At 57.8% G+C, this 25,316-nt stretch carries 24 protein-coding genes; 8 read left to right on the top strand and 16 right to left on the bottom strand.

What is annotated here, in order from left to right:
* Positions 1–88 precede the first annotated feature (88 nt).
* Positions 89–1,393: an MFS transporter gene (locus tag AS026_RS33790; RefSeq protein WP_062375011.1), complete on the top strand. Its 1,305-nt coding sequence runs from the start codon at positions 89–91 to the stop codon at positions 1,391–1,393.
* Between the two features lie 501 nt (positions 1,394–1,894).
* Here the strand turns inward: AS026_RS33790 and AS026_RS33780 are convergent.
* The 4 genes from AS026_RS33780 to traA are packed head-to-tail and all read right to left on the bottom strand — an operon-like array spanning position 1,895 to position 7,537.
* Positions 1,895–2,503: a TraH family protein gene (locus AS026_RS33780; protein WP_062375005.1), complete on the bottom strand. Its 609-nt coding sequence runs from the start codon at positions 2,501–2,503 to the stop codon at positions 1,895–1,897.
* A gap of 15 nt (positions 2,504–2,518) precedes the next feature.
* Positions 2,519–3,685 carry a conjugal transfer protein TraB gene (locus AS026_RS33775; RefSeq protein WP_062375003.1) on the bottom strand — a complete coding sequence of 389 codons (1,167 nt, stop codon included), beginning with the start codon at positions 3,683–3,685 and terminating at the stop codon, positions 2,519–2,521.
* Entirely contained in the window at positions 3,675–4,238 is a 564-nt protein-coding gene (traF, locus tag AS026_RS33770) for a conjugative transfer signal peptidase TraF (protein ID WP_063805964.1), read from the bottom strand. The genes AS026_RS33775 and traF overlap by 11 nt, the downstream gene beginning before the upstream one ends.
* A complete protein-coding gene (traA, locus tag AS026_RS33765; RefSeq protein ID WP_062375001.1) occupies positions 4,235–7,537 on the bottom strand; it encodes a Ti-type conjugative transfer relaxase TraA in 3,303 nt (1,100 codons plus the stop codon). The genes traF and traA overlap by 4 nt, the downstream gene beginning before the upstream one ends.
* A 251-nt stretch (positions 7,538–7,788) precedes the next feature.
* On the opposite strand from traA, the gene traC reads away from it, so the two are divergent.
* The 4 genes from traC (at position 7,789) to AS026_RS33745 (ending at position 10,591) form a co-directional block, all read left to right on the top strand.
* The gene (gene traC, locus AS026_RS33760; protein ID WP_062375321.1) at positions 7,789–8,079 is read left to right on the top strand and encodes a conjugal transfer protein TraC; all 291 of its coding nucleotides are present in this window, start codon (positions 7,789–7,791) and stop codon (positions 8,077–8,079) included.
* A 4-nt stretch (positions 8,080–8,083) separates the two neighbouring features.
* Positions 8,084–8,299 (top strand): type IV conjugative transfer system coupling protein TraD, encoded by a 216-nt coding sequence (gene traD / locus AS026_RS33755; protein ID WP_062374999.1) that lies wholly within the window; start codon positions 8,084–8,086, stop codon positions 8,297–8,299.
* Positions 8,286–10,211 (top strand): Ti-type conjugative transfer system protein TraG, encoded by a 1,926-nt coding sequence (gene traG, locus AS026_RS33750; protein WP_062374997.1) that lies wholly within the window; start codon positions 8,286–8,288, stop codon positions 10,209–10,211. The genes traD and traG overlap by 14 nt, the downstream gene beginning before the upstream one ends.
* Positions 10,212–10,327: 116 nt before the next feature.
* The gene (locus AS026_RS33745) at positions 10,328–10,591 is read left to right on the top strand and encodes a WGR domain-containing protein (protein ID WP_025662679.1); all 264 of its coding nucleotides are present in this window, start codon (positions 10,328–10,330) and stop codon (positions 10,589–10,591) included.
* A gap of 78 nt (positions 10,592–10,669) precedes the next feature.
* Here the strand turns inward: AS026_RS33745 and AS026_RS33740 are convergent, their stop codons facing one another.
* The 4 genes from AS026_RS33740 to AS026_RS33725 form a co-directional block, all read right to left on the bottom strand.
* Positions 10,670–10,909: a hypothetical protein gene (locus tag AS026_RS33740; RefSeq protein WP_062374994.1), complete on the bottom strand. Its 240-nt coding sequence runs from the start codon at positions 10,907–10,909 to the stop codon at positions 10,670–10,672.
* A gap of 251 nt (positions 10,910–11,160) precedes the next feature.
* The gene (locus AS026_RS33735) at positions 11,161–11,469 is read right to left on the bottom strand and encodes a DUF736 domain-containing protein (RefSeq protein ID WP_025662681.1); all 309 of its coding nucleotides are present in this window, start codon (positions 11,467–11,469) and stop codon (positions 11,161–11,163) included.
* Between the two features lie 320 nt (positions 11,470–11,789).
* The gene (locus AS026_RS33730; protein ID WP_062374992.1) at positions 11,790–12,671 is read right to left on the bottom strand and encodes a LysR family transcriptional regulator; all 882 of its coding nucleotides are present in this window, start codon (positions 12,669–12,671) and stop codon (positions 11,790–11,792) included.
* Positions 12,672–12,784: 113 nt separating this feature from the next.
* Complete coding sequence (locus tag AS026_RS33725) at positions 12,785–13,333, bottom strand: isochorismatase family protein (protein WP_425349837.1); 549 nt, start codon at positions 13,331–13,333, stop codon at positions 12,785–12,787.
* Positions 13,334–13,677: 344 nt separating this feature from the next.
* Here AS026_RS33725 and AS026_RS33720 point away from each other — a divergent pair, with 344 nt between their 5' ends.
* Positions 13,678–14,757 (top strand): alkene reductase, encoded by a 1,080-nt coding sequence (locus AS026_RS33720; RefSeq protein WP_205634503.1) that lies wholly within the window; start codon positions 13,678–13,680, stop codon positions 14,755–14,757.
* On the top strand, positions 14,757–15,500 hold the full coding sequence (locus tag AS026_RS33715; RefSeq protein WP_062374984.1) for a pirin family protein: 744 nt from the start codon (positions 14,757–14,759) through the stop codon (positions 15,498–15,500). The genes AS026_RS33720 and AS026_RS33715 overlap by 1 nt, the downstream gene beginning before the upstream one ends.
* Positions 15,501–15,734: 234 nt before the next feature.
* On the opposite strand, the gene AS026_RS33710 is transcribed toward AS026_RS33715, so the two are convergent.
* The 3 genes from AS026_RS33710 to AS026_RS33700 all read right to left on the bottom strand — a co-directional run bounded on the left by AS026_RS33710 (position 15,735) and on the right by AS026_RS33700 (position 18,526).
* Positions 15,735–15,992, bottom strand: a complete 258-nt coding sequence (locus AS026_RS33710; RefSeq protein WP_131815371.1) for a ParB N-terminal domain-containing protein — start codon at positions 15,990–15,992, stop codon at positions 15,735–15,737.
* Between the two features lie 190 nt (positions 15,993–16,182).
* A complete protein-coding gene (locus AS026_RS33705) occupies positions 16,183–17,328 on the bottom strand; it encodes a CaiB/BaiF CoA transferase family protein (RefSeq protein WP_062374979.1) in 1,146 nt (381 codons plus the stop codon).
* Positions 17,329–17,338: 10 nt separating this feature from the next.
* Entirely contained in the window at positions 17,339–18,526 is a 1,188-nt protein-coding gene (locus AS026_RS33700) for an acyl-CoA dehydrogenase (RefSeq protein WP_062374977.1), read from the bottom strand.
* A 94-nt stretch (positions 18,527–18,620) separates the two neighbouring features.
* Here AS026_RS33700 and AS026_RS33695 point away from each other — a divergent pair, with 94 nt between their 5' ends.
* Positions 18,621–19,532: a LysR substrate-binding domain-containing protein gene (locus AS026_RS33695; protein ID WP_062374974.1), complete on the top strand. Its 912-nt coding sequence runs from the start codon at positions 18,621–18,623 to the stop codon at positions 19,530–19,532.
* 57 nt (positions 19,533–19,589) lie between these two features.
* On the opposite strand, the gene gabT is transcribed toward AS026_RS33695, so the two are convergent.
* From gabT to AS026_RS33670, 5 genes are all read right to left on the bottom strand, one after another.
* On the bottom strand, positions 19,590–20,894 hold the full coding sequence (gene gabT / locus AS026_RS33690; protein ID WP_062374971.1) for a 4-aminobutyrate--2-oxoglutarate transaminase: 1,305 nt from the start codon (positions 20,892–20,894) through the stop codon (positions 19,590–19,592).
* Between the two features lie 69 nt (positions 20,895–20,963).
* On the bottom strand, positions 20,964–22,469 hold the full coding sequence (locus AS026_RS33685) for an aldehyde dehydrogenase (protein ID WP_082728654.1): 1,506 nt from the start codon (positions 22,467–22,469) through the stop codon (positions 20,964–20,966).
* A 16-nt stretch (positions 22,470–22,485) separates the two neighbouring features.
* Complete coding sequence (locus AS026_RS33680) at positions 22,486–23,277, bottom strand: ABC transporter permease (RefSeq protein WP_062374968.1); 792 nt, start codon at positions 23,275–23,277, stop codon at positions 22,486–22,488.
* Between the two features lie 10 nt (positions 23,278–23,287).
* Positions 23,288–24,160 (bottom strand): ABC transporter permease, encoded by an 873-nt coding sequence (locus AS026_RS33675; protein WP_062374966.1) that lies wholly within the window; start codon positions 24,158–24,160, stop codon positions 23,288–23,290.
* Entirely contained in the window at positions 24,157–25,269 is a 1,113-nt protein-coding gene (locus tag AS026_RS33670; protein WP_062374963.1) for an ABC transporter ATP-binding protein, read from the bottom strand. Before AS026_RS33670 ends, AS026_RS33675 begins: the two co-directional genes overlap by 4 nt.
* Positions 25,270–25,316: the final 47 nt, after the last annotated feature.

Below are 25,316 nucleotides of genomic sequence, written 5' to 3'. Positions count from 1 at the left end.
CAGGTTCAGTTCGCGCGAACTCACGTGGAGGTTGATTAGTGCACTAACGCCCTATCTCAGTCATTGGAATGCATACGGAGGGCAGACCGTGATTGTCGAAAAAGAACTCATTTCCAGAATTACGTGGCGACTAATGCCGTTTCTCGGCATCCTCTACCTAATCGCATACATCGACCGCCAGAACGTCAGTTTCGCCAAGCTAGACATGGTCGACGCCCTCGGCATGAGTGAATACGCCTACGGTCTTGGCGCCTCGCTGTTTTTCATCGGCTATTTCATATTTGAAGTACCAAGCAATCTTCTATTGGACCGGTTTGGGGCCAGCAAATGGTTCGCGCGAATCCTGGTGTCGTGGGGTGCGGTTACGATAGCGCTCGCCTACACGCAGAATGCGACGATGTTCTACATCCTCCGTTTCTTGCTGGGGGCATGCGAAGCGGGCTTCTTTCCCGGTGTCCTGTATCTGCTGACTCTCTGGTATCCGTCCGCCTATCGCGGAAGGATGGTCGGCTTGTTCATGATTTTCAGCGCTCTCGCGAATGCCGTCGGCGCGCCACTGGGCGGTATGTTGCTCGATCTGGATGGTCTCTATGGTCATGCAGGCTGGCAGTGGGTCTTCCTGGTGACGGGAATTCCCGCTGTTGTCGCGGGCTTCGTTACATTGATCTACCTCTCAGATCGGCCTGAAAGTGCGACGTTTCTGAATTCCGAGGAAAAGACCTGGCTGAAGGACCGCCTTGCTTTGGAGAACGCTGGCATGGAGGCGACCGCCAGCGATGGCTTCAAGGCGCTCGTCAATCCGCGGGTTCTCTTGATGGCGATCTGCTATATCGGGTTTCCCCTAGCGGCATACGGTCTCAGCTATTGGCTTCCGACCATCGTCAAGAGCTTTGGGGTCGGCAATACGGCCAACGGCTTTCTCAACATCATCCCATGGGTGCTGGTGGCAATCGCGCTCTATGCGGTCCCGTCAGCCGCAGACAAAGCCTCGTCGAAGACGCCCTATATCGTGGTACCAGCGGTTGTCGGCGCCGTTTGCCTGGTTCTGTCCGCCGTGATTCCGAACCATCTGCTTCAGTTTGCCTTTCTCTGTGTTGCGGCAGCGGGCATCTTTGCCGGGCAACCTGTTTTTTGGAGCCTACCATCACGATTCCTTCGAGGGGCGGGTGCAGCCGCAGGTCTGGCGGCAATCAATTCTGTCGGAAACCTGGGCGGATTTATCGCGCAGAACGTCGTGCCGTGGATAAAGGATTCGACCGGCAGCACCATTGCCCCGATGTTCTTCCTCGCGGCCTGCCTGGCTGCTGCAGCAATTCTGGTACTGGTCGTTGGCCGTATGATCGGACGCACGCCGACGTCGAGGGAAATCGGAAAAGCCAAAGTGAACGTGTAGTTGGCCCGTGGACCTCTGTTCAAAGGAAAGCGGGCATGGTGCCGACGAGGCGGGTTCGGGAGGAAGGAGCCCGACAGAAGAATCAATAGGAAAGTACTATTTACGCTATTTTTCTGCACGCCAGACGCATATGGAATTTTATATGCTACATTATTTTATCAATACTTTAACTAAACTCTATTCAAACTGATTTTCATTGAAGCGGATAAAGACTCGAATGTTTGTATTGTCGGTAATTGACCGTGATGATCAACGTGATCTTCTGGTGGCAAACCTCCACCTCAGAGGAAGGTACCTCTATGCCGACGCCTGCGGCGCCAGATATCGCTTTCGAATTCAGGACGTGATCAACCTTTCTCCAGTCAATGACCACATGATTTTTCCACCTATTTCTGCCGCCAGAAGCGCCGGTCTAAACTAGCGCCGCCTGCGACCGTTGTGTTCGAAGGGCAAGTGAATCGCCGTACGCAATGGGTCGTCAAGACTTTCAATGCACGTGACTTACTGGCCAAGGATTCGAGATAGATCGATCCGCATGCCTGCGCGGCCGACTTCGTTTTCACCGGGTGGTTCGGACGAGCTCGATGAGGCGGGCTTTCCTGGATACCCCCCATTTGGATCGTCCAGTTCGCGTTGACCTGCGATCAATCCACTGGGATCTTCGGCCTGAAATACGCTTTGAGCCTCGAACTCGCCCGTTTTCCAGGCATCAATGGCATCCTCGAACACTTGCGGGAAAGCTTCAGCGCTTTCGGGGTTTCCGTACCATTTGCTGACAATGCGAAGAATCTTGGCGAACATTCTCGTTCCCAGGCGCAGGTTCACGCACGGATCGACAAGACCAGACGTCACTTCCGAAATGTCTTTTACGCCAACACCTGCAGGAAACTGCGTGAGGCCGACGCGCACGACTGAATGTCCGACATTCTGCCTGACGATTTCCATTGCTTCCTCGGGTGTTCCAGCCTTCGGAACGAGGACCAATCGCCCTCCCGCTCTCACGGTGACAGCAAGGGGATCGGAAGACCCTGCGGCTTTGACGAACTGCTCGACGATCGCCGGCTTCAAGGAAGGATCGGCACATTTTGTTATGAGGGCAGGATCAAGCATGAAGGGCTCCCGGAACTACGTGTTGACAGAGAAGACAAGCGGCTTGTGGAAGAGACGCGACCAAGCCTCGACACTGGCACGCTGGATGGGCACGATAGACGTGCTGCCTGTCCACCAGCCGTTCCCAACGGCGACGATGATATCAGGGTCGTAAAGCATGGACTGAACGACCGGCCAGACAATGAGTTGCTCGTAGCAAATCACCGGCGCAACCCGTTTGCCTGCGATTTCGGCGACGGGATTAGAGAAGAAATACGCACGTGCGCCGCCGCCGCCATCAATCAGTGACTGCCAGGGCTGCCACATCGAACCGGGTACCGGCATACGCTCGCGGTAGATAATTCGCGCCCCGAACTCGGAAAGTTCCAAGAGCACATTGTCGTAACCGATCTCGTCGACCACGGATGCGCCTGCGACGACCGTCAACCCGCTTGCTCGCAATTCACGCAGCCATAGCCGTTCGACCGTTGGTGTCCAGAAGCCGATCGCACTCTCTGGCAACACAACCACGGCGCCTTTGCCGCGCCTTGCTGCCCGCGCCGTTGCAACAAGGCCACGCTGCCGTTCGAGATTGTTGGTTCGGCCGAGCGACGCTCCAAGTGTAAGCTCGACACCATACCACGAAGAGGGTAGGTGCTGCGTCGTCCACTGTGCAGCGGACCAGAGCCACAAGCCAATAATGGCTATGGCTGCAGCCGGCCGAAGCCTGGTCGTCATGATCAAGAGGCTGGCTGCCATTGCGCCAAGACCGACCCACCCCCAGCCGGGGAACAGAACTCCGGCGGCGGTGATCGGGTGAGCCCAGCCCAAAATCCCAAAGGGCGGCACTGCCATCAAAAACATGACCAAGAGATAACGGATTGCAAGACGCCATCCCGATCTCTCGGTCCACAGGACGGAGTGGACACTGACGAAGGCCGCCGACGCTATCAACCAGAGCAACAGACCGGACAAGAGATTTGAACCATAGAAGGCGACTGCGCCATGCGGCAAACCTCGAGATGCCGCAAGGAAATAGGTCGCCGACGCCATGGCGGCGCTTGGCCGGTCGCGCGCCACGGACCAGATAAACGGAAAGGCGGCAGACATAGGAAGGGCGAGGGGATTTCCGCACCAACCGATCCAGCCAGCCGCTAGTGCCGCGCCCAAAAGGACACTGTTGCGGACCAGGTCACGGCGCATAGGTGAGGACCGCCTTTGCCAGGCCGAGCACCCCGGAGGCAGGCACTGGACCAAAGTAGCGAGAGTCGAAGGACCCGATGAAACCAGAGTGAAGAAACACGTAGCCCGTCGGTACTGTTCCTCCGCTGAATCGCCTCAAGCTCCGACCTCTGCCGTCCCGCGCGGCCGGTGCGGAATGCGGCAATGCAAGGCCGTCGATACTAACCAAGCGGTCAATTTCGATCCTTTGTGATGACACCGCAACGATGGTTTTGATGAGCGGCGCATAGCCACCGGGACAGATCCCCGATCGAAGGTAACCGCGGTCAAACGCTTCTCGCATGGTGGGCGTCGGCGGCGGACAGACAAAGACCAGATCGCCAATCTTGTAGGGTCCTTCCGGCATTTGAATTCGCCAGATCCCGAGAGGTTCGCTCGGCGTTAAATTGATCCGATACCCAAGCGCGCCTCCGGTCACGATGAGAGCTAAGAGAGCTGCAATAAGTGCGACAGGCAAACTCACGCGACGCCAAATTCGCGATGTTTGCCGGCGCTGATCGTGCAAAAGGGTCATTTCAGTGAAAGCCCCTTACTGATCGTTTGCCTCAAGGCCTCGGACTGCTTCAGAGAGGATGTCGATCGCTCTTGGGCGGACAATTGCTGAGCCGCGCGCAGAAGATTCCAGGCCGTCTTCATTTCTGCCTTCTGCAGAGAGTTCATCCCGCTCGTGAGAGATCGATAGGTTTGCCCGCTCGAGTCCCTTGCCGAAATCCCTAGGAAAGTCCGTTCCCCGAAGCGCTCCGCAACAGCCCTTGCAAACCCCTCAAGCTCCAGCCTCACCCTCTCGTCGGCGAGCCCGTGCTCGAGAACTGCGTGCAGGTCACTGCCGTCGATCGAATCGCGAACCTGCTCGAGCGCCGATCTGGCGCTCGGAGAAAGAGCGGGAATATTGATCGCGCTCTTCTGGCGGGCGGCGCACTCCTCTGTCTCATACTCTCGTTTTGTATTGGCGCGAATTTCAAGATAGCGGCCCAGATTGCGCGCCAGCGCAGTGACATTGACGAGCGCCGTATCCCGATCTTGCTCGTCGGATTTGCTGGCGAACAAACCCGTCTTGCCCTTGAGGGCACCGAAGCTACTCGGCTCTTCGGCGATCTTGAGCAGCGTCGCTGACGCCCTCGTCGTGTCAGCCAGCATCGCAGCGACATCGATGGCCTTGAATGCGGTCTCAGGTTGGGCATAGACGAGGTGGAACCGAACGAAGACATCTTCCCATAGCTTTTTTAAACCCGGGTCGGCCGCGAGCCTGTCCTCGACGACCTGCCCGATCGACCTCGAAAAAGTGGTGATCCCGGAAACCATGGGCTCTGCCTCCTTGATTGCGTGGTATTTCATCGCCGGCCCGACCAGGCCGAGTCGGGATCCGACAGCGGCCAGGCGCGACGCGAGCGTGATGAGGTTGTGCTTCTGCCTGACTGTCCAAGCGAGCCGGTCACGAACAAGCGTTCGGGCGACATTGACGGCATGAAGACCGCGTGCGTCAGCAAATCGGAGCGCCTGTCGGTAGGGGCTGCCTTGCGCATAGTCGAGCGTCGTTTCCTTGACGTTCGTGCGGGACAGCAATTCGATGAGGCCTCCAGCCTTTGTGAAGGACCGGCGGCCATAATAGACGCTGAGATCCTCGCGGTGGCGGGTCATGGCGACATAGGTGAGGTGACGGTCGAGGGAAAGAGATGCCAGCAACTTCACTCGATCGACAGTAGCGCCCTGGGCTTTGTGCACCGTAGTGGCATAGCCGTAATCGACATTGTTGTAGAAGCGCTGCTCGACCGCGATCTGGCGGCGACGCTCGCCTTCGCCGATGACGGCAACGATGCGGCCGGGCCCTGCTTGAACGACCTTGGCAAGCATGCCGTTCTTGACACCAAGTGATCCCTCGTTCTTGAGGAAAACGATCTGGTCGCCGGCCGCGAAGTTGCGATCTCCATCGGCTGTCTTGAAGGTAGACCCGCCATCGATGACGCCGCGCTCAATGAGCTTGGCACGCGCGAGCTCGTTCAGCGTCCGGACATCACGACGCAAATGCGCAAGGATCAGGGAAGACCTGGCTGGATCATAGTCGCGGCTCCAATCCGCAATGAGGGTTGAGACCGCGTCAATCTTCAGCTCGGCGCTGATCATCCTTCCATTCGACCGATAGGCTTCGACCGCCTTGCCGATGTTGCCATGCGCAAGATCGCGCGAGGCGTCACGCATCCATTGTTTGCGCTGGCGATATATCGTGTCGAGTTCGGCATAGCCGATACGATTGGCAATCGCTCGGAAGGCAGCGCCCGCCTCGATCGGCTGCAACTGTTCCGGATCGCCGACGAGAACGAGTTTGGCGCCGGCTTTGGTGACTGTTTCAACGAACAGCGCCATCTGCCGCGACGAGACCATGCCCGCCTCATCGAGAACGAAAATCGTCTTGTCGTCGAGCTGATCGCGGCCTTGGCTCCAACGGAGCCCCCACGACGAAAGCGTGCGGGAGATGATGCCTGCTTCCTTCTCGAGACCCTCCGCTGCCTTGCCGGCAAGGGCACCGCCAACGACGCGATATCCGGCTGCTTCCCATGCTTGTCGAGCGGCCTTCATCATTGTGGTCTTGCCAGCACCGGCCCGACCGATCACTGCCGCGATACCTTCGCCACCGGCGACATGTTCGATTGCACTCGTCTGTTCATCGGACAGGCGATCATTGCGCGCAAAGGTCGCGCCGAGCACTGTCTTTTGAACCTTGTGCGACGATCGCTTCGACAACCAGATTGCTCGATTGACCATTTCGGCTTCCAGCCGGATCAACTCACGGGTTGTGTACTTGTCCGGGGTACATTGACCTGTGGCGAAGTCGATCCTCTCCCGATCGAGACGCAGGGTCGCGGGGCTCTGCAGGATGCGAGCAAGAAGGCTTTGGAAAAGGATTGCGTTGTCGATATAGCGATGCAGGAACTTGGCGACATCGCGCTCATCGAAGACGCTCTTTTCCCGCGCAATCAGGTCAAGTACGATCCCCGGATTGCGCTGAATTCGTCGCGCATTCTCGGCCCGGCGCTCATCTTGCAATTCCAGCCGCTCGAGCGGGACCTGTTCGCCCGAGCCTTCCGCCTTCCGTTGGATTGCCTTGGCGCCGACACCGAGATGGATAGTCGGGGTCAGCTCGATACCCTGCTTTTCGAAGGAACGGCCATCGATGCGGATGTCGAGACCGGCAACTGCCAGATGCCGATTCTGGCAGGCAAACCAGCCGTCGCGAAAGACATTGAAATCATCCAGTCTTCCAGCCCAAAGCTCATAGACGATCTTGCCGCTGTCGTTGCGGAGGGGATTGCCGTCCGCTCCGAGCACGGGCACTTTCTTGGCACCGAAACCGTCTTCCGTCAGCGGCCGCAATGTGGTCATCAAATGGACATGCGGATTGCCAGGCGCATCGTGGAAGACCCAATCGGCCACCATGCCCTTGTCGATGACATGCCTTTCGACAAAATCGCGGACAAGCTCGATATTCTGCTTAGCCGAGAGTTCGATCGGCAAGGCGATCGTCACGTCCTTGGCAAGCTGTGCGTCAGAGCGCTTCTCGAAATCCTCGACCTTGTTCCAGAAGGCTTCCGACGCAGATGATACCGAGCGGTTGGCAATGATTTCGCGTAACCACCCCGGCGCGTCGACTGGAATGACAAACTCCTCATGAAGCAGACCCTGCTTCCGGCTGTAGTCGATCGTCCGGGCTTCCCGCTCATATTCCATCTTGGTGCAATGGCGGTAGGCAGCCGACAGCACTGCGCTGCGGCCGGACCCGCGGGCAACGATCGTGACTGAAAAATGCGGGACGGTCACTGTGAAACCAGCTCCTTCGAGCAATCGAATTCAATAAGCTCGTCAGGAGCGGCGGCCCGAAAAGGCCAAGCGCAGAGCGTCGCGTCAGCGACGTATAATTGCGCCCTTCGGATCCGCTCCTTCGGAACGGTCGGGATCATGCTCAAAGGTGTTGGCTGCGCCAACTCGCATATCTGTCAGTAGATCATCTCGCCAATCTGCGGGACCTTTCTGCTTGAGGAAGTCGAAACCGCATGAAGGGCCGATCGGGAATGAAAAAACCGTCTGCAAGAATTCGCGAAGAAATCGTCCGTCTCCAGGAGCAGTTGAAGCAAGCCGAAACGCGGGAGGCCGAGCGCATTGGTCGCGTCGCTCTCAAGGCTGGGCTAGGCGACATGGAAATCGAGGAGTCTGACCTTCAGACGGCATTCGAAGGTCTCGTCAAACGATTTTGCGGGACCAGACCCGCGTCGACAGAAAAGGACAAAAGCGGGGCAGGTGGAACCCCGCAAAGCGCGTCGAACCGACCTGAAGCAGATCAAGTCAGCACTGGCGAGGATTGATCGGATGCAGCGCGCAAGAAACTCGCAAGCGCGGAAGAAGGATACACGCGACAAGATCGAACTCGGGAGCCTGATTGTCAAGGCGGGCCTTCGCTACGAGAATCGCGCACTTCTTCTCGGCGCTCTGATCGATCTCAATCGCCGTCTCGGGATCGACGATGGCGAGCGAGCGCGACTGATGGCCATCGGCAACGAGGCATTCCTCCATGACAGCAAATAGGGTGGTGCTCTTCTTCATACCGATCATGTTGATGATTGGTGTTACCGTTGGCACCACTGGCATCGAGCAATGGCTGGCAACGTTCGGCAACACCGATGCGGCCAAGGCCGCGCTCAGGCATCTAGGTATTGCCGCGCCCTTCGTCGCAAGCGGAGGCGCCGGGGTGATCGTCCTCTTCGCCGCAGGCGGCTCGGTCAACATTCGTTCTGCTGCCTGGGGCGTCGTTGCCGGAGCCGCCGCCACATTCCTGATGGCATTTGCCCGCGAGGTGATTCTCCTTTCTGTTTTTGCAAACCAATTGCCCAGAGGCAGCAGCATGGTTGCCGATCTTGAGACAGGGACGATAGCTGGGGCGGTGACTGCACTGATGACTGGATGTTTCGCGCTGAGGGTTGCGCTTCTCGGAAATGCGGCATTCCCGCGCGCCGAGCCAAGGCGTGTTATGGGCAAACGCGCCCTCCATGGGGAGGCCGACTGGATGACGATGCAGGAGGCGGCGCAGCTTTTCCCGAATAGCGGGGGCATCGTGATTGGAGAGTGTTACCGCGTCGATCGTGACGACGTTGCTTCACATCCATTTCGGGTAGACGATCCTGAGTCCTGGGGCGTTGGCGGCAAGTCGCCGCTGCTGTGCTTCGATGGATCTTTCGGATCGTCCCACGGCATCGTCTTTGCAGGGTCCGGTGGTTTTAAGACGACTTCAATCACCATTCCAACCGCGCTCAAATGGGGCGGAGCGCTTGTCGTGCTTGATTCATCGAACGAGGTTGCGCCTATCGTGATCGAACATCGCCGAAAGGCTGGCAGGGACATTCTTGTCCTCGATCCAAAGCACCCAGACATCGGGATCAATGTCCTCGACTGGATCGGACGTTTCGGTGGCACAAAAGAGGAAGACGTAGCCTCGGTCGCATCTTGGATCATGAGCGAAAATGGGCGAGCACAGGGCGTGCGCGATGACTTCTTTCGTGCTTCGGCACTTCAGCTCCTCACCGCAATCATTGCCGATGTCTGCCTGTCCGGCCATACGAAGAGCGAAGAACAGACCCTTCGCCAGGTACGCAGCAACTTAGCGGAACCGGAGCCGAAACTGCGCCAGCGATTGAAGGAGATTCACGACAACTCCAAATCCGATTTCGTGAAGGAGAACGTGGCCTCTTTCGTGAACATGACACCGGAAACCTTCAGCGGTGTCTATGCGAATGCAATCAAAGAGACGCATTGGCTTTCCTACCCAAACTACGCTGCGCTGGTATCCGGATCGAGCGTTATGACAGATGCGATTGCCGACGGCGACACGGATGTTTTCATCAACATCAATCTCAAGACGCTCGAAATGCACTCCGGGCTTGCGCGCGTCATCATCGGCACGTTCCTGAACGCCATCTACAATCGGGATGGCAGGATGAATACGCGCGCGCTCTTCCTTCTTGATGAAGTGGCACGCCTTGGGTACATGCGAATTCTAGAGACGGCGCGAGACGCTGGTCGCAAGTACGGCATTACCCTGATGATGATCTACCAGTCGATCGGTCAGTTGCGTGAAACCTACGGTGGCCGTGATGCATCAAGCAAGTGGTTTGAGAGCGCAAGCTGGCTTTCCTTTGCGGCGATTAATGATCCTGAAACGGCAGATTACATCTCACATCGCTGCGGCATGACCACGGTAGAGATCGATCAAGTCAGCTTGAGCTCCCAGTCACGCGGATCCTCGCGCACGCGATCGAAGCAACTGGCGCCGAGGCCACTGATTCAGCCGCACGAAGTTCTTTGCATGCGAGCCGACGAGCAGATCATCTTTACCACCGGCAAGCCACCCCTTCGCTGCGGCCGCGCCATCTGGTTCCGACGTGAGGACATGCGGCAATGCGTTCGGGCGAGCCGGTTTTCAGTCGCGTCGGGCGGACCCTGAAGGTGAGCTCGAAATAGCCCGCGTCGCCTTGCGACATCACTGAAATGAATCGGTGAGCCGGAACCGATTCAAAACTGTCGTTGGACCCGGAATCTCCAAAGCGCGATTCTGTGTGCATGATCTCGCAACCCTACAAACTCTACATCGAGCGCACCGATCCGACCCGCAACATGGCTCGCTTTTATGCCATGTCGATTGACGCTACTCTGTTTGGTGACGTTTGCCTCACCCGTCGATGGGGACGTATAGGCGCCAAAGGACAGACAATGACCCACCATTTCGAGCGAGAGCACGATGCGGTGGTGCTCTTTCTGGACCTGATCCGGCTTAAGCGAAAGAGAGGGTACGCCACGGTCGCCAGTGGGCGTCGCTCATCCTGAAGACGACTGAAGAGCAAAGGACCTCGCGTCAGAATTCTGACTGCCAGCTTTAAGCACGACGCGCGGAAGGCATCGTCCCTAATCGCGATGAAACGAGAGCCGCAGCAAATGTGCACCGGGTCGCACTCGAGACGAAAGTGAGCGCCCTAAGGGTGGTGGCTCGACTTGCACGATATCTAACTGTTCGGCCATGGCGACGGCAAGCTCTGCTCTGGCAATTTCGAGCTCGGCTACGATTTGACGACGCCCAGCAGCCCAACCTGCATTGCGGAGTTCGGCGCGCAGTTCTTCGATCTGCTGTTCGATAAAATTGGTCATCGTTTCGTCTCCTGAAGTTCGTGAAGGACGACAACCGCTGCCAGTGAGGCGATAGATGGGGCAGGGGATCGCATCAATTCCGATGCCGCCAGCTGGTGGGAAGCCTATTTCAAGAGGCTCCGCACAATCGGGAAAACCGCTCATTGTCGGGGAGCTGACAGCCGATCAAGCTTTATTGGGCAGCTATACTCCCTCTGTTCGCAGCAACGGCTGGAAACCGGCTCCGCCTTGTGGCGGAGCCGGGTCACTCGCTAGTCCCGGTTCGGGCGGGACCAGATAAGGTGGAGGCCTCCTCCGCCTTCGACTTCGGCGAGTGTCGCGTAAATCGGGGCAGCAAAGCTCGGGTCGTCAAGTTTGACGGAGAGGTAATCCCGGCCCTGCTCGGAGGTCTTTTGCCAAGCAGCGCCCAACTCGACATTTCCAGCATAGATGCGGAAGTGAGGGCCCTTTTCGGAGGGAGTCTCGACCCGGGAGATGCGAGCCTTGAGATTGAGGGCGAGAGTGCGGATCGAACCCGTAAATCCGTTCTCGGTGGAGGTGAAGGTGCCGATGGTTGCCATTCTAAGTTCCTTTCGTTGTTTCCGGCCGCGCCCATCGCGGCCTCGATGACAGTCACGAGTCCGTAGACGATCGGACCGCACCTATTTGGCCGAAATGAAACGGAGGGCGGCAGTCGCATGTTTGTTAGTGGGCGAGGAATGACGTCGAAACGGGAAGGAGTAAGAACACGCGACTGCCGTTGGGGAGATCGATCGAGGCGAAGCCGTTCTAAGGTTAGGCACGTCTCATCGCGGTCGCAGACGGAGCGCCAACAATCCATGAAGGGAACTTGGGTCTGACGGCCTCGAATAAACGGTCTGTTCCGCTGACGACTACCCGCCTATTCCATGTCGCGGAGCCTTTCCTTCACGAATTCGATGAAGCGTTGGGTCTTGGCGGGGAGCAGCCTCGTTTCGGTAACCGCATAGACGGGACTGACGGCCCCGACCCACTCGCCAAGCACCCGGCGCAGCCTTCCTGCCGCAAGGTCGTCCGCCACCACTTTCTCAGGGAGGAACGCAATGCCCATGTTCAATGCGGCGAGCTTGCGGATCATCGCGACACTATTTGTGCGGTAACCGCTCGAGGCGCGCACATCGATGGACTCGCCCGCTTTGTGCAGCGTCCATGTCGACTGCGTTGACATCGCGAGGCAGTGATGCCTTGCCAAGTCCATTGGCGTGCCCGGCTCTCCATGCTTGTCGAGGTAAACGGGAGAGGCATACAGCCGCGGTGACACCCTGGCGATCACCCTTGTGATAAGCCCCGCTGCATCGGGCGCTCCCATGCGGATTGCCAGGTCGAAAGGTTCGCCCACGAGGTCGACGTTGCGCGGCGTAAGGTCAAGGTCGAAGGTGATTCCCGGATATTTCTCGCTGAACTCCGGCAGCAGCGGGGCGATATAGGTTGTGGCAAAGTCGACCGGAAGCGACACCCTCAGTACGCCACTCGGCTGGGCCACCATGTCGCCCAGCTCCTCGTGAGCGATTCGCGCCTCCTCGACGATCCGCCTGCTTCGCTCGTAGTACAGTTGGCCCGCTTCCGTAAGCTCTACCTTGCGGGTGGTTCGATGAAGCAGACGCAGCCCGATCGATTGCTCGAGTATGGCAATGCGGCGGGATAGAGTCGAGTTCGGCATGCCGATCACGTCTGCCGCCCGCCTGAAGCTGTTGGCTTTTACGACTTCCACGAAAAGAGCCATGTCGTCCAGAAAAAGGGCCATTATTCCACCGGTTGAGCAAAGGTGTTTCGGAGAGGCACTTTTATCCCAGAAATAATGGATTGCAACCGCGACAGGGCTGGCATGAAGAGCACGTCCCTGTCGCGGCAGATGCTTCAGGCCGTCATGCCTTCCATTACCACCTGAACGATCTGCGAGCCTTCTGGAGAAGTCCAGTTGCCAGCAAGTTCCGCGATAACCTGGTTGGTGCTGGTCAGGGTGACGCCGTTCTTCTCCATGCGCCGTAGCGCCATGTCGTCGGCGATCTGCGACGGCGACCCGCCCGCGTCGGCCACGACCTGAACCTGAAATCCCTGCGAAACCAACGTCAGCGCCGGGTATACTGTGCAAACGTCGTTGGTGACGCCCGCGAGGATCAGGTTTTTTCTTCCCGTTCCCTTCACTGCGGCCGCGAAGTGTTCATCGTCCATGGCATTGACGATGCCCAGACGCTTGATGCGGCCGTTAAACTCGTTCGGAAGAATCTCACCGAGCTCCTCGAGGAGAGGGCCCTGGGCATATTCCTCCATGCTCGACGTGAGGACGACTGGCATTTTGAGAATCTTCGCTGTCTTGGCGAGCATCAGCGCATGTCGTTTCATGGTTTCAAAAGGAAGAGATTTGACCCAACCCATTGTTCCAACCTGATGGTCGATCAGGAGCATTGCGGAGTTCTCTCCGGTAAAGCGTTCGTACATATCGGTTCTCCTTGCGTAAGATGAAATGCGGCTTGTCCGCTTTCATGAACCACAAGATGCGGTAGCGCGGATCCTAATCAATGTGGGCGAAACTGGATACATTGCTTCAAAAATGGAGCAATTCTATTCTGCGGCCACGCGCCCACGGTTCGGCCCAAAAATGGGTATTGATCCAATTGTGAAGCAGTCTTTTCCAATTTGATAGCTATTATCCCAAAAACGAAATCCCTAACTTGGTGGCAAGACGACAGGAGATCTCCTCGTCTTCAAGCGAAACCATGCCGCCCAACTGTGGTGCGGCCGATAGTTAGATGGAGCACTACATGACCGATATCTGGTCCCCGACTCGGGTAGGAACGATCGACCTCAAGAACAGGCTCGTACTCGCTCCGATGACACGCAGCCGTGCCCAGTATGACGGAACACCCGGACCACTGGCAGCCGAATACTACGCTCAGCGTGCCGGCCTCGGACTTCTCATCAGCGAGGGCACGCAGCCTTCCGACGATGGGCAGGGCTACACCATGACCCCTGGCATCTACAACGATGCGCATGTCGAGGGCTGGCGCAAGATCACTTCCGCCGTGCATGCAGAAGGATCGCATCTCTTCATCCAACTGATGCATGTCGGGCGCACGTCGCACCCGGACAACACGCCGCATCACCGACAGGCGCTCGCACCATCGGCGATCGCGCCGAAGGACCAGATCTTCACCATGACGGGAATGCAGCCCGTTCCCGAGCCGCGCGAAATGACGGCAGAAGACATCCGGCAGACGATCGCCGACTTCCGCAACGCCGCCCGGCATGCGGTCGCCGCAGGTGCAGACGGCGTCGAAATCCACGGTGCAAACGGCTACCTGATACAGCAGTTCTTCGCACCGAACGCCAATCATCGTGCCGACCAGTACGGCGGTAGCATCGAAAACCGGGCGCGCTTTGCCATCGAAATCGCTCAAGCGATCGCAGCGGAAATCGGGCCGGAGCGGACCGGCATCAGGCTGTCTCCCGGTGCCACTCTCGGCGGCCTGGATGAAGGTGCAGACGGTCCCGCTCTCTACCGCTACCTGATCGCGGAGTTGAACAGGCTTAAGCTCGCCTATGTCCACATCATGCATCTGGGCAACGAGCAATTGCTCTCGGACATCCGGCGGCTTTGGCACCAGGCCCTTATCGTCAATCGCCCCGGACGTCCTCTCGACGAGGTTGGCTCCGATGTCGAGATCGGACTGGCAGATCTCGAGTCCTATGGCCAGCATGCGCTTGCCAATCCCGACTTCGCGGAGCGGCTCAAGAGCGGCGCAGTCATGAATACGGCTGACCGAAACACATTCTTCGGAGGGGATGCCCGAGGCTACACCGACTATCCCTCTGGAACGGCGGCCGCGTAATGTTTCACGTCAAGCTAGACCGATCGGTCAAGCGCGGGCACAGGAGCGGGGAGTTCGGGATTGAGGTTCTCTATCCCGGCCTTCCGCTGGACGGCGACGACAGCGGAATTGGCGCGATTGGAAGAATCGACCAGGCCAAAATCGAGCCGGGCGGATTCATCCCGATGCACCCCCATCGCGATGATGAAATCCTTACCTACGTCCGCCAAGGAACGATGCTGCATCGGGACACCGCCGGTCATCAGGAGATCGTCACTAACCAGCGCCTGATGCTGATGAACGCGGGCCACACTTTCCAACATGAGGAACTCATGCTGGGCGAGGAGAACATAGAGGCGCTCCAGATCTTCATGCGTCCGCGGTCTCCAGGCCTCGAGCCGAAGGTTCAGTTCCATGATTTCGGCGAGCCTCTCAGTGTCAACCGATGGCGCATGATTGCCGGCCCGGATGGCGAGGCCCCGTTGGAGTTCCGTACTTCGGCCTGGGTGCATGACATGCGTCTGAAGGAGGCCCAACTTTCCTCGCTTCCCGTGGAACCCGTCGAGGGAGCGGCCAGGCTGCTCTACGTTTTTGCCGGACGTGTGGTCTTAGATGGTGTCGAACTTGTCAGCGGCGAGAGTCTCCTTCTTGACGAACGAACTCTCCAGATAAGCGCGCAACAGAATACGGACCTCTTGCTGTTCACGACGGACATGAGAGCTCCCGTCTTCGCAGGAGGGATGTTCAGCGGAAACGTTCGATGAGGTCTCAGAGCACTCAGTGCCCGGCGTGCCAATCGGTGCGCCGGGCTGCCAGATCAACTTCACGAAAGAGAATGTAATGACACTGGGCACTGCATAAGTTCCGCTTCGATTGCGCTTCGCGTCAGGTATTATTATCGTTTTATTTCAGATACTTATCAAAAAGCGGCATAACAGGAATTATGGAACTTCTTTCTCGCACCGGCGATTCCAAGAGCTTCGGCGGAGCCATTGGTTTCAGCGGTTCCGACCTCCGATCCTTGACGGATGGGCGATCAGTGTCTCGACGATTGCCGAAGCTTCGCCTGGCGCGTTCGAGACGATGTTGAGCGCGCCCGCCGGCCGCTGCAACCCGACCGTCTCAACACTGTCAACAAGCTCGCGAAAAGAGTTCTTGCTGCGCACCCGAGGATTGAGAAGGTTGATACTGTCGACATTGAGAAGGTTGATACTGTCGACGGGGATGATGTCCACCGTACGGGTCTGTTCTTCCATCATGCGACCTCCTTGATAGGGCGTTATGCCAGGGGCAAGAGCGGTTCCAGATCGTCGAAAGGAAGGCGACCAGCATGATGGCCATTCGCCTCCGCCGTGCGAACCTGTCCTATGATCGATCGTACGGTGATGGAACGGGCGCGATCTGACGGCAGTCGCACCAGCGATGGAGAGGGACGGAACCAGAATGTCATTCGTCGGAGGGCCATTCGAACGAAACAAGTTTGTTGTGCTCTCCGAGCCGAGGCGAACGTCGGGTGAGCGAAAGCTCTGCACCGGAAAAGACAATCGGAGTCCTCAATCCTGGGACGCCATCGTTCCCGAGCACCATTTCACGGTGGCGAACCTGCGGATCAGCGAACACGTCGTTTAGTGCATTGATCGGCCCAGCCGGCACCCCGACGGTTTCGAGCACTGACAACAATTCGTCTCGCGTCATCGTCCTCGTTCTATCTTCCAGAATTTGGGTGAGCTCCTGGCGATTTCTCACTCTTTCGGCATTGTTGACGAAGCGCGGATCACCGGCAAGGAACGGCACGTCCAGCGTTGAAGCTAGGCGAGCAAATTGAGCGTCATTACCACAAGCAACTATGACGTATCCGTCGGAGACCGGGAAGACTTGGTAGGGCGCAATATTCGGATGGGCATTACCAAGCCGCACCGGTGAGACACCCGTGGCCAGAAAGTTCATCCCTTGATTTGCCAGTACTCCGACGGTGCTATCGAACAACGCCATGTCGATGTGCTGGCCCCTGCCCGTCTGGTTTCGCATCAGTAACGCAGATTGAATGGCGATTACCGAATAGAGACCAGTAAAAATATCGGCAAACGCGACCCCCATTTTTTGGGGCTGGCCATCTGGTTCACCAGTCAGATGCATCACTCCCGCCATACCTTGCACGATAAAATCGTACCCCGCACGGTGGGCATAGGGTCCAGTCTGGCCAAACCCGGTAATTGAGCAATAGATCAGGCGAGGGTTTTCTCGGCTGACGGTCTCATAGTCGAGCCCGAACTTCTGCAGACCGCCCACCTTGAAGTTCTCAATCACTATATCAGCCTGGGCGATCAGTTCCTTCACCCGTTGCAGATCCGATGGCGATTGGAAATCTGCAACTACGCTCATTTTTCCGCGATTGCAGGAATGAAAGTAGGCCGCAGCTCGTTCGGCCTCAGTGCCAATAAACGGAGGTCCCCATCGACGGGTATCGTCGCCTTCCGGCGCCTCGACCTTGATCACGGTGGCGCCGAGATCGGCAAGCGTCTGCCCTGCCCACGGTCCTGCAAGGATTCGGGCGAGTTCCAGAACACGCAGCCCTTCTAGTGGAGAGGACATTCTTGTTTCCTCAGAAGAAGGCCTGCAGCCCGGTCTGGGCACGGCCGAGTATGAGTGCATGGACGTCGTGAGTGCCCTCGTAAGTGTTGACCGTCTCGAGGTTCTGTGCATGGCGCATTACCTGGTACTCAATCTGAATGCCGTTGCCTCCATGCATGTCGCGCGCCGTACGCGCGATATCCAACGCCTTTCCGCAGTTGTTGCGCTTGACCAGCGAGACCATTTCGGGCGCGAACCTGCCTTCGTCCATCAGCCTACCGACGCGAAGAGAGGCTTGGAGGCCCAGGGCGATCTCCGTCTGCATGTCTGCGAGCTTCTTCTGGAAAAGCTGCGTGGCCGCGAGTGGGCGACCAAACTGCAGTCGGTCCAAGCCGTATTGGCGAGACCGCGTCCAGCATTCTTCCGCGGCGCCCAAGACTCCCCACGAGATGCCATATCTCGCGCGGTTAAGGCATCCAAAGGGGCCTTTCAGGCCCGAAACGTTGGGTAGCAACGCCTCTTCCGTAACTTCGACGCCGTCCAGAACGATCTCGCCCGTGATGGAGGCGCGAAGCGACAGCTTGCCGCCGATTTTGGGCGCCGAGAGGCCCTTCATACCTTTTTCCAGGATGAAGCCGCGAATCTCGTTGTCATGGGCCTGGGACTTGGCCCACACTACGAATATGTCGGCTATTGGGGAGTTCGAGATCCAGGTTTTCGAACCGCGAAGGCGGTATCCGCCATCAATCCTTTCCGCCCTGGTTTTCATTCCGCCGGGGTCTGAGCCTGCATCGGGTTCCGTTAGCCCGAAGCATCCGATCAATTCGCCCGACACGAGCCCCGGCAGGTATTTCTGGCGCTGTTCGTCTGAGCCGTAAGTGTAGATTGGATAGATCACGAGCGAAGACTGCACGCTCATCATAGACCTAAATCCGGAATCCACCCGTTCGATTTCCCGCGCGACGAGTCCGTACGACACATAGTTCGCTTCGGCGGCGCCATATTTTTCCGGCAAAGTGACGCCAAGAAGGCCAGTCTCTCCCATCTTCCGAAACAGCGCGGGATCCGTGTGTTCATGCAGATAAGCTTCGTCAACGATGGGACGGAGTTCGCTGTCCGCGAACGATTTGGCGGTGTCGCGGATCATCCGTTCTTCTTCGGACAACTGATCATCGAAAAGAAGTGGATCGTCCCATTGGAAGTGCGCTTGCGTACTCATTTCAGCTCCCGGTTTGTGGCTCCGAGCCTCCCCTATCCTTCGCCGACGCACAAACCATATTTACTCAAGCTGCTTTGAGTAATATGCAAAACAGATGAGCACTTTTCAGCGCCGCCTTATCCCCTCCACCGCTGCACTCACGGCCTTCGATTGCGTCGCCCGTCTGGGGAGCCTGTCGGCCGCCGCCGCCGCGCTTGACCTCACCCCTGGCGCGATAAGCAGACAGATCGCTTCTCTAGAAGAGCAACTGGGAACTATACTCGTCGTTCGTAACAACAAGGGCGTCAACCTCAGCCAGAAGGGTGAGCAATATGCGAAGGGCGTCGCCGAGGTCATCGAGAAGATCCGATTGATTTCGTTGGAAGCTATGGCTCAGGGCACCGCTAGCACCCTAAAACTCGCGATTCCGCCTACGTTTGGAACAAGGTGGCTCCTGCCGCGCATCCCTGATTTCGTCGAACGGCATCCCGATGTCACGATCAACTTCTCCACTCGTATCGGGCAGTTCGACTTCGGAAAGGAGGAGCTCGATGCCGCGATACATGTGGGCCGACCAGATTGGCCGGGATGCGACTGTCAGCTTCTCCTGAAGGAAACTGTTGTGCCCGTATGCAGCCCGGAATTCCTGCAGCGAAATCCATTCGACGGCCCCTCCGCACTCCTGCGGATCCCGCTCCTGGAAATGGCCTCGCGGCCTCAGGCGTGGAGGCTGTGGTTTTCACATTTTGGTATAACGGAGCGATATCGCGAAGGCATGCGGTTCGAGCAGTTTATCAACGTTTCCCAAGCATGCCGTGCTGGCTTGGGCGTGGCGTTGATGCCATCATTCCTTATCGCCAGCGAGCTCGAAAGCGGCCGATTGGTGAAGGCCCTCGACTTGCCCGTAGACAGTCCGGTGTCCTACTATTTCGTGTGCCCCATCGAGAAGGCCAACGACTCCTCTGTGGGCAGATTTAGGTCTTGGTTGTTCGACCGCGTCGAGGCTTTCAACAAGTCGCCCAAGTGAGTGTCCACCCGCCGCAGGCAGGGTCCGCGACGGATGGACGGAGAGTGCTTCATCCGACTATGCGACCGAAGCCGCTTCCGACGCGATTGCTGCCTCGATCGACTCTTCGATGATGTCGAGACCCTCTTCGAGTATCTCGTACTCGATTGTCAGCGGGGGAAGCAGGCGGATGACGTTCTGGCGCGTGCCGCAGGACAGAAGGATAAGACCACGACGCTCCGCTTCAGCGACAATTCGGCTTGTCAACGATGGCGACGCGGCCTTTGTCTCCCGGTCGTCCACGAGTTCGAAAGCGATCATTGCTCCCAAACCTCGGACGTCACCAATGCGCTCCATTCCCTGTCGCTCCGCCACAGAACGAAGCCGCGTCATAGCTCGACGCCCTATTTCAACCGCGCGTTCGCGAAGCGCCTCATTATTGATTACGTCAAGCACGGCATTTGCTGCGGCTACGGCAAGGGGATTGCCGGCGTAGGTTCCACCCAGACCACCGGGATGGGCGGCATTCATTACGTCGGCTCTTCCAGTCACCGCCGACAACGGAAAGCCGCCGGCTAGCCCCTTGGCCAACGTGACGAGATCAGGCTTTACGCCGGAGTGCTCGATACCGAACATCTTGCCCGTTCGGGCCATGCCGGCCTGCACCTCGTCAGCGATCAGAAGTATGCCGTGGCGATCGGCAAGTTCGCGCAGTTTCACAAGGAATTCGGTCGGGGCGATGTTGAAGCCGCCTTCTCCCTGGACCGGCTCGATAATGAAGGCGGCCACCCTCTCAGGATCCACGTCGGCAGCAAAGAGGCGCTCCAAACCCGAGAGTGCTTCTTCGACCGAGATGCCAACGTAAGCGTTAGGGAATGGCGCATGATATATTTCGGGGGGAAAAGGTCCGAAGTTCTTCTTGTACGGAACGACCTTGCCGGTGAGCGCCATCCCAAGCATCGTGCGGCCATGAAACGCGCCTGAGAATGCGACAATTCCAGAGCGCCCCGTGAAGGCACGGGCGATCTTGACGGCATTTTCCACGGCCTCTGCGCCAGTCGTCACCAGCATGGTCCGGTTTTCAACACCCGTCGGAGCGATCGCGTTCAGATGTTCCGCAAGACGCACATATCCTTCATAGGGCGCAACATGGAAACATGTATGGGTAAACTTCAGCGCCTGATCGGTGACCGCCTGCATCACGACAGGATGCCTATGACCCGTATTGTTCACCGCGATACCAGCTGCGAAATCAATGAACCTGTTGCCATCGACGTCCCAAAGCTCGGCGTTCTGCGCTTTCTCGACGAAGATGTTGCGTGTGCCGACGCCGGTTGCGACGGCCGAGTTCTGGCGCGTTTTTAGTTCCATAGAGGCGGTCATGCCGTGTCTCCAATTTTCGATGAAAAGAAGGAGCCAGAAGGAGGTAGAGTCCGTCTGGCTCTCGAAGCATTAGTCGATGCTCAGCCACACGGACTTGGTCTGACTATACTGCGTAAGTGCCTCCAGGCACTTGTCGCGACCGTTGCCCGTCTGCTTGAACCCGCCCCAGATCGAGGTCATGTCGCCGTGGTCGAAGCAGTTGACCCAGACGACGCCAGCTTCGACGTCGCGTGCGAACCGATGAGCTTTCCCGACATCACGCGTCCATATCGAGGCAGCGAGCCCATAGATCGAGTCATTCGCGATTTCGACAGCTTCTTCCGCGCCACTGACCGGAATGATGGTCGCGACGGGTCCGAAAATCTCCTCACGCGCGATCTGCATCGAGTTGTTCACACTGGTGAACAGCGTTGGCTCGACGTAAGCACCCGCTGAAAGTGACGACGGTGTGCCGCCGCCGAATTTCAGCACGGCGCCCTCCTTCTTACCAATGTCGATGTAGTTCAACACCCGCGCTTGATGAGACGAGGTAACGAGCGGGCCAATCGTGGTCGAGGGATCGAGCGGGTCGCCGAGTACGAAATTCTCGCGCGTCTTGGCTGTGAACCGTTCAACGAAATCATCGTGGATGTTCTTTTCCACCAAGATGCGGGAGCCAGCGTTACATACCTCGCCCTGATTGCCGTAGATTCCGTTCACCGCGTAAGTGACGGCTGTATCGAGATCATCGAAGTCGCCAAGAATGATCTGAGGCGTTTTGCCACCGCACTCGGTGCTTACCCGCTTCATGTTCGACTGGCCGGCGTAGATCATCAGAAGCTTGCCGACTTCGGTCGAACCTGTGAACCCTATCTTATCGATGTCGTTGTGAAGCGCGAGCGCCTTCCCGACTTCTTCGCCGAGGCCATGCACCACGTTGAATACCCCCGCGGGGCCGCCGGCCTCCATGAACAGTTCCGCGAGCAGATTTGCCGAAAGTGGTGACTGCTCCGCCGGTTTGAGAACGACAGAATTTCCGGTGGCAAGCGCCGGGCCGAGCTTCCATGCCGCCATCATCAATGGATAGTTCCATGGGACGATGATACCGACCACGCCGAGAGGTTGGCGGAGAATGTAGTGCAATGCACTGCTGGCAGTCGCGGTCACCGTGCCTTCGATCTTATCGACGGTCTCCGCGAAGAACTTCAACGCCATTACCGAGCCGGGAATGTCGATATTCAACATGTCCATCACGGGCTTACCCATGTCGATGCTGTCCAGCACCGCAAACTCCTCCGCATGCTGCTCGACTAGCGCAGAGAATTTCTCCAGCACTGCCATACGGTTCCTTGGGTCCATGCGCGACCAGACGCCATGCTTGAACGCCTTGCGCGCCACTCTGACAGCGTTGTCGACCTCTACCTGACCGCCTCTCGCGATGTCGGCGATGGTACCGCCGGTCGCGGGGTTGATGGTGGGGAATGTTCTGCCATCCTGCGACGGGACGTAGGATCCGTCGATGAAGTGCAAGGGCCGGAGCTTGAGTGCCCTCACCTTTTCGTGCCAGAAGGCTGTCGTGTAAGTTGCCATGTCCATAGCCGTTCTCCTTTAGCTAACTGTTTATTTTTCGATCTCGTAGAAGGACCACCGAGGCGACCACCGTCACGAACGAAGCTGCTACGATCAACGTGCCGACCGCGTTGATTTCAGGCGTGATCCCCCGCCGAAGGGTCGAATAGATGTAGATGGGAAGCGTCACATCTCGGCCCGTCAGGAAGTACGTGACCGGGATTTCGTCGAACGACAGCGTGAAGCAAAGAAGTGCCGAGCCGACGACCGACGTTTTGATATTGGGCAGCGTCACGCGCCAGAACGTTTCGAGCGGCGCCGCTCCGAGGTCGGAGGAAGCCTCAAGCATACGGCTGTTGAGCTTCGAAAGTCGCGCGAGTACCTGCGACACCACTACTCCCAGCAGAGCCGTGGAATGGCCAATGACCACAGCGAAGAGACTCTGGGGTATACCGATCTGCTTGTAGAAGTTCAGCATCGCAATGCCGGTTACGATACCTGGTAGGCTGAGCGGCAAAAGTATGACGTTCTGGAAAAGCTTCCGCCCTGGGAAGTTATACCTGTCGATCGCCAATGCCGCCGTCACTCCGACGGTCACGCTGACTGCGGTGGCGAACAACGCGACTAGAAGACTGTTCTTTAGCGCGGCCAACATCTGTCCATTCGAAAGAAACGCCTGATACCAACGCAAGGTGAAGCCTGAGAGCGGAAAGGATGTCACTGCGCTATCATTGAACGAGAACATCACGAGGATCGCGATCGGCACATAAAGAAACGCCAGAACGAGAATGCTCACGCCTGCCAGCCCGCGCTGCCACCATTGAAGAGTGCGCATGTTTTCTCTCCTATCGCATGTCGAGCTGGCCGACGCGATCGAACCTGCTGGAAATTCTGAGGACGACGAGCACGAGGATAAGAACAAGCGTCGCGAGCGCAGATCCGAGAGGCCAATTCAGCGCCGCTCCGAATTGTGTCTGAAGCAGGTTGGCGATCATGGTTCCGTCGGGTCCTCCCACCAGGACTGGGGCGACGAAATCGCCAAACGACAGGCAGAAAGTCATAGTCGCGCCGGCAGCGAGACCCCCGATGGAAAGCGGGAAAATGACCCGCCAGAATGTTTGGAATGGCCCGACACCCAGGTCTTCGGACGCCTCAACGAGAGCTTTCGGGATATTGTCCAGTACCGTAAACAGCGGCATCACCATGAACGGTATAAAAATGTAGACCAGCGTGATGACCATCGAGGTCTGGTTATACAAGAACGCAGACAGTGGCTCCCGGATAAGTCCGACGGAAATCAGGAGCGAGTTCACAGCGCCGTTCGTGCCGAGGATAATCTTCCAGGTGTACGCTCGAAGCAGGTAGGAAACCCATAGCGGAACGATCACCGACATGTAGAGCAGACTGCGCAAGGCGCCGGAAGTAACAGTGAAAACCAGGAAATACGCAAGCGGGTAGGCGAGCATCGTCGAGAGGATCGTGACGAGTGCGGCGATCTTCAACGTCCGGAGAATTACAGTCACGTATTGCGGGTCGCTGAAGATCTGGGAGAAGTTCCCCCATTGGAAGTCAGGCACGAACAACGGAAACTGCCGCGTCCAGAAACTCACGGAAATCATGATCGCGTAGGGTATGATCATAAAGATTAAAGCCCAGGCGAACGGGCCGGCGAACAGTGCGGCGAATGACCGGAAGTTTCGGCGAACCACCATGTTCATCGCGCTTCCTCCAGGAAGAACATCACATCGCGGGGCTCTACGTGAAGCTTGACGGGGGATCCCGGTTCCAAGGCGAAATATCGTGCAGCAGCACGAGGAACGTCGGCAAAGAAGGGCTTGGTGTCGTCCACGAGCGTGAATTCGAGACGCACCCTGTCGCCGTGAAAAAGGCTGTCGACCACTCTTGCTTCGATCTCATTTGCTCCGGCCACCGGATCGAGCCGCAGCCGTTCCGGCCTTATTCCGAGTTGGACGCGCGTGCCCGGACATGCGGCGACATCCGCCTGGCCGGCGATGCGCTCTCGCTTTAAGATCAAGCCGTTTTGAAGAGTGAATGCTTCCGTGTCTTTCGATCGTGACTGGAGCGTCGCGGGAAACAGATTGGATGCGCCGATGAAGTCCGCGACGTAGGTCGTTCTCGGATTATCGTACAGGTCGGTGGGCGCTCCCGTCTGCACGATACGCCCTTGTTGCATCACGACGATGCGATCAGAAAGAGCGAGTGCCTCATCTTGATCATGGGTCACCATCAAGAATGTTATCCCGAGCTCGCGATGTAGCCGTTTTAGTTCGACCTGCATGGACTCGCGGAGCTTCACGTCAAGAGCGGAGAGCGGCTCGTCCAGAAGAAGCACTCTCGGGCGCCTAACGATAGCTCGCGCCATCGCCACGCGTTGACGCTGCCCGCCGGAGAGCGCACCGGGACGCCGCGAACCGAACGCCTCCAAGCCCACGAGGGCGAGGGCCTGCTCGACACGGTTCGCGCGTTCCGCTCTGGGGACATTGTTCGATTTTACGGAGAGTCCGTATCCGACATTTTCCGCGACCGTCATGTGCGGGAACAGAGCGTAGTCCTGAAACACTGTATTGACGGGACGGCGATAGGGCGGGCTGGTGGTAACGTCTGAGCCGGCTATGGTAACGGTGCCAGAATTGGCCTGCTCGAAGCCACCCACCAGCCGCAGTGTCGTGGTCTTGCCGCAGCCGGACGGTCCCAGAAGAGTGACGAATTCGCCCTCGTTCAATTCCAGGTTGGTCTCATGCAGGGCAGTGAAATGGCCATAGGTTTTGGTCACGCCGTTCAGCGTCACGATTGGTCGCGAAGTCATGCGTTTTTCCGATTGATGAATAGAGTGGGATTCCGCATGCCGAGGAA

The organism is Rhizobium altiplani (assembly GCF_001542405.1).
GTDB lineage: Bacteria > Pseudomonadota > Alphaproteobacteria > Rhizobiales > Rhizobiaceae > Rhizobium > Rhizobium altiplani.
Note: the sequence above shows the minus strand (reverse complement) of the source record. Positions and strands in the feature narration are given on the sequence as shown.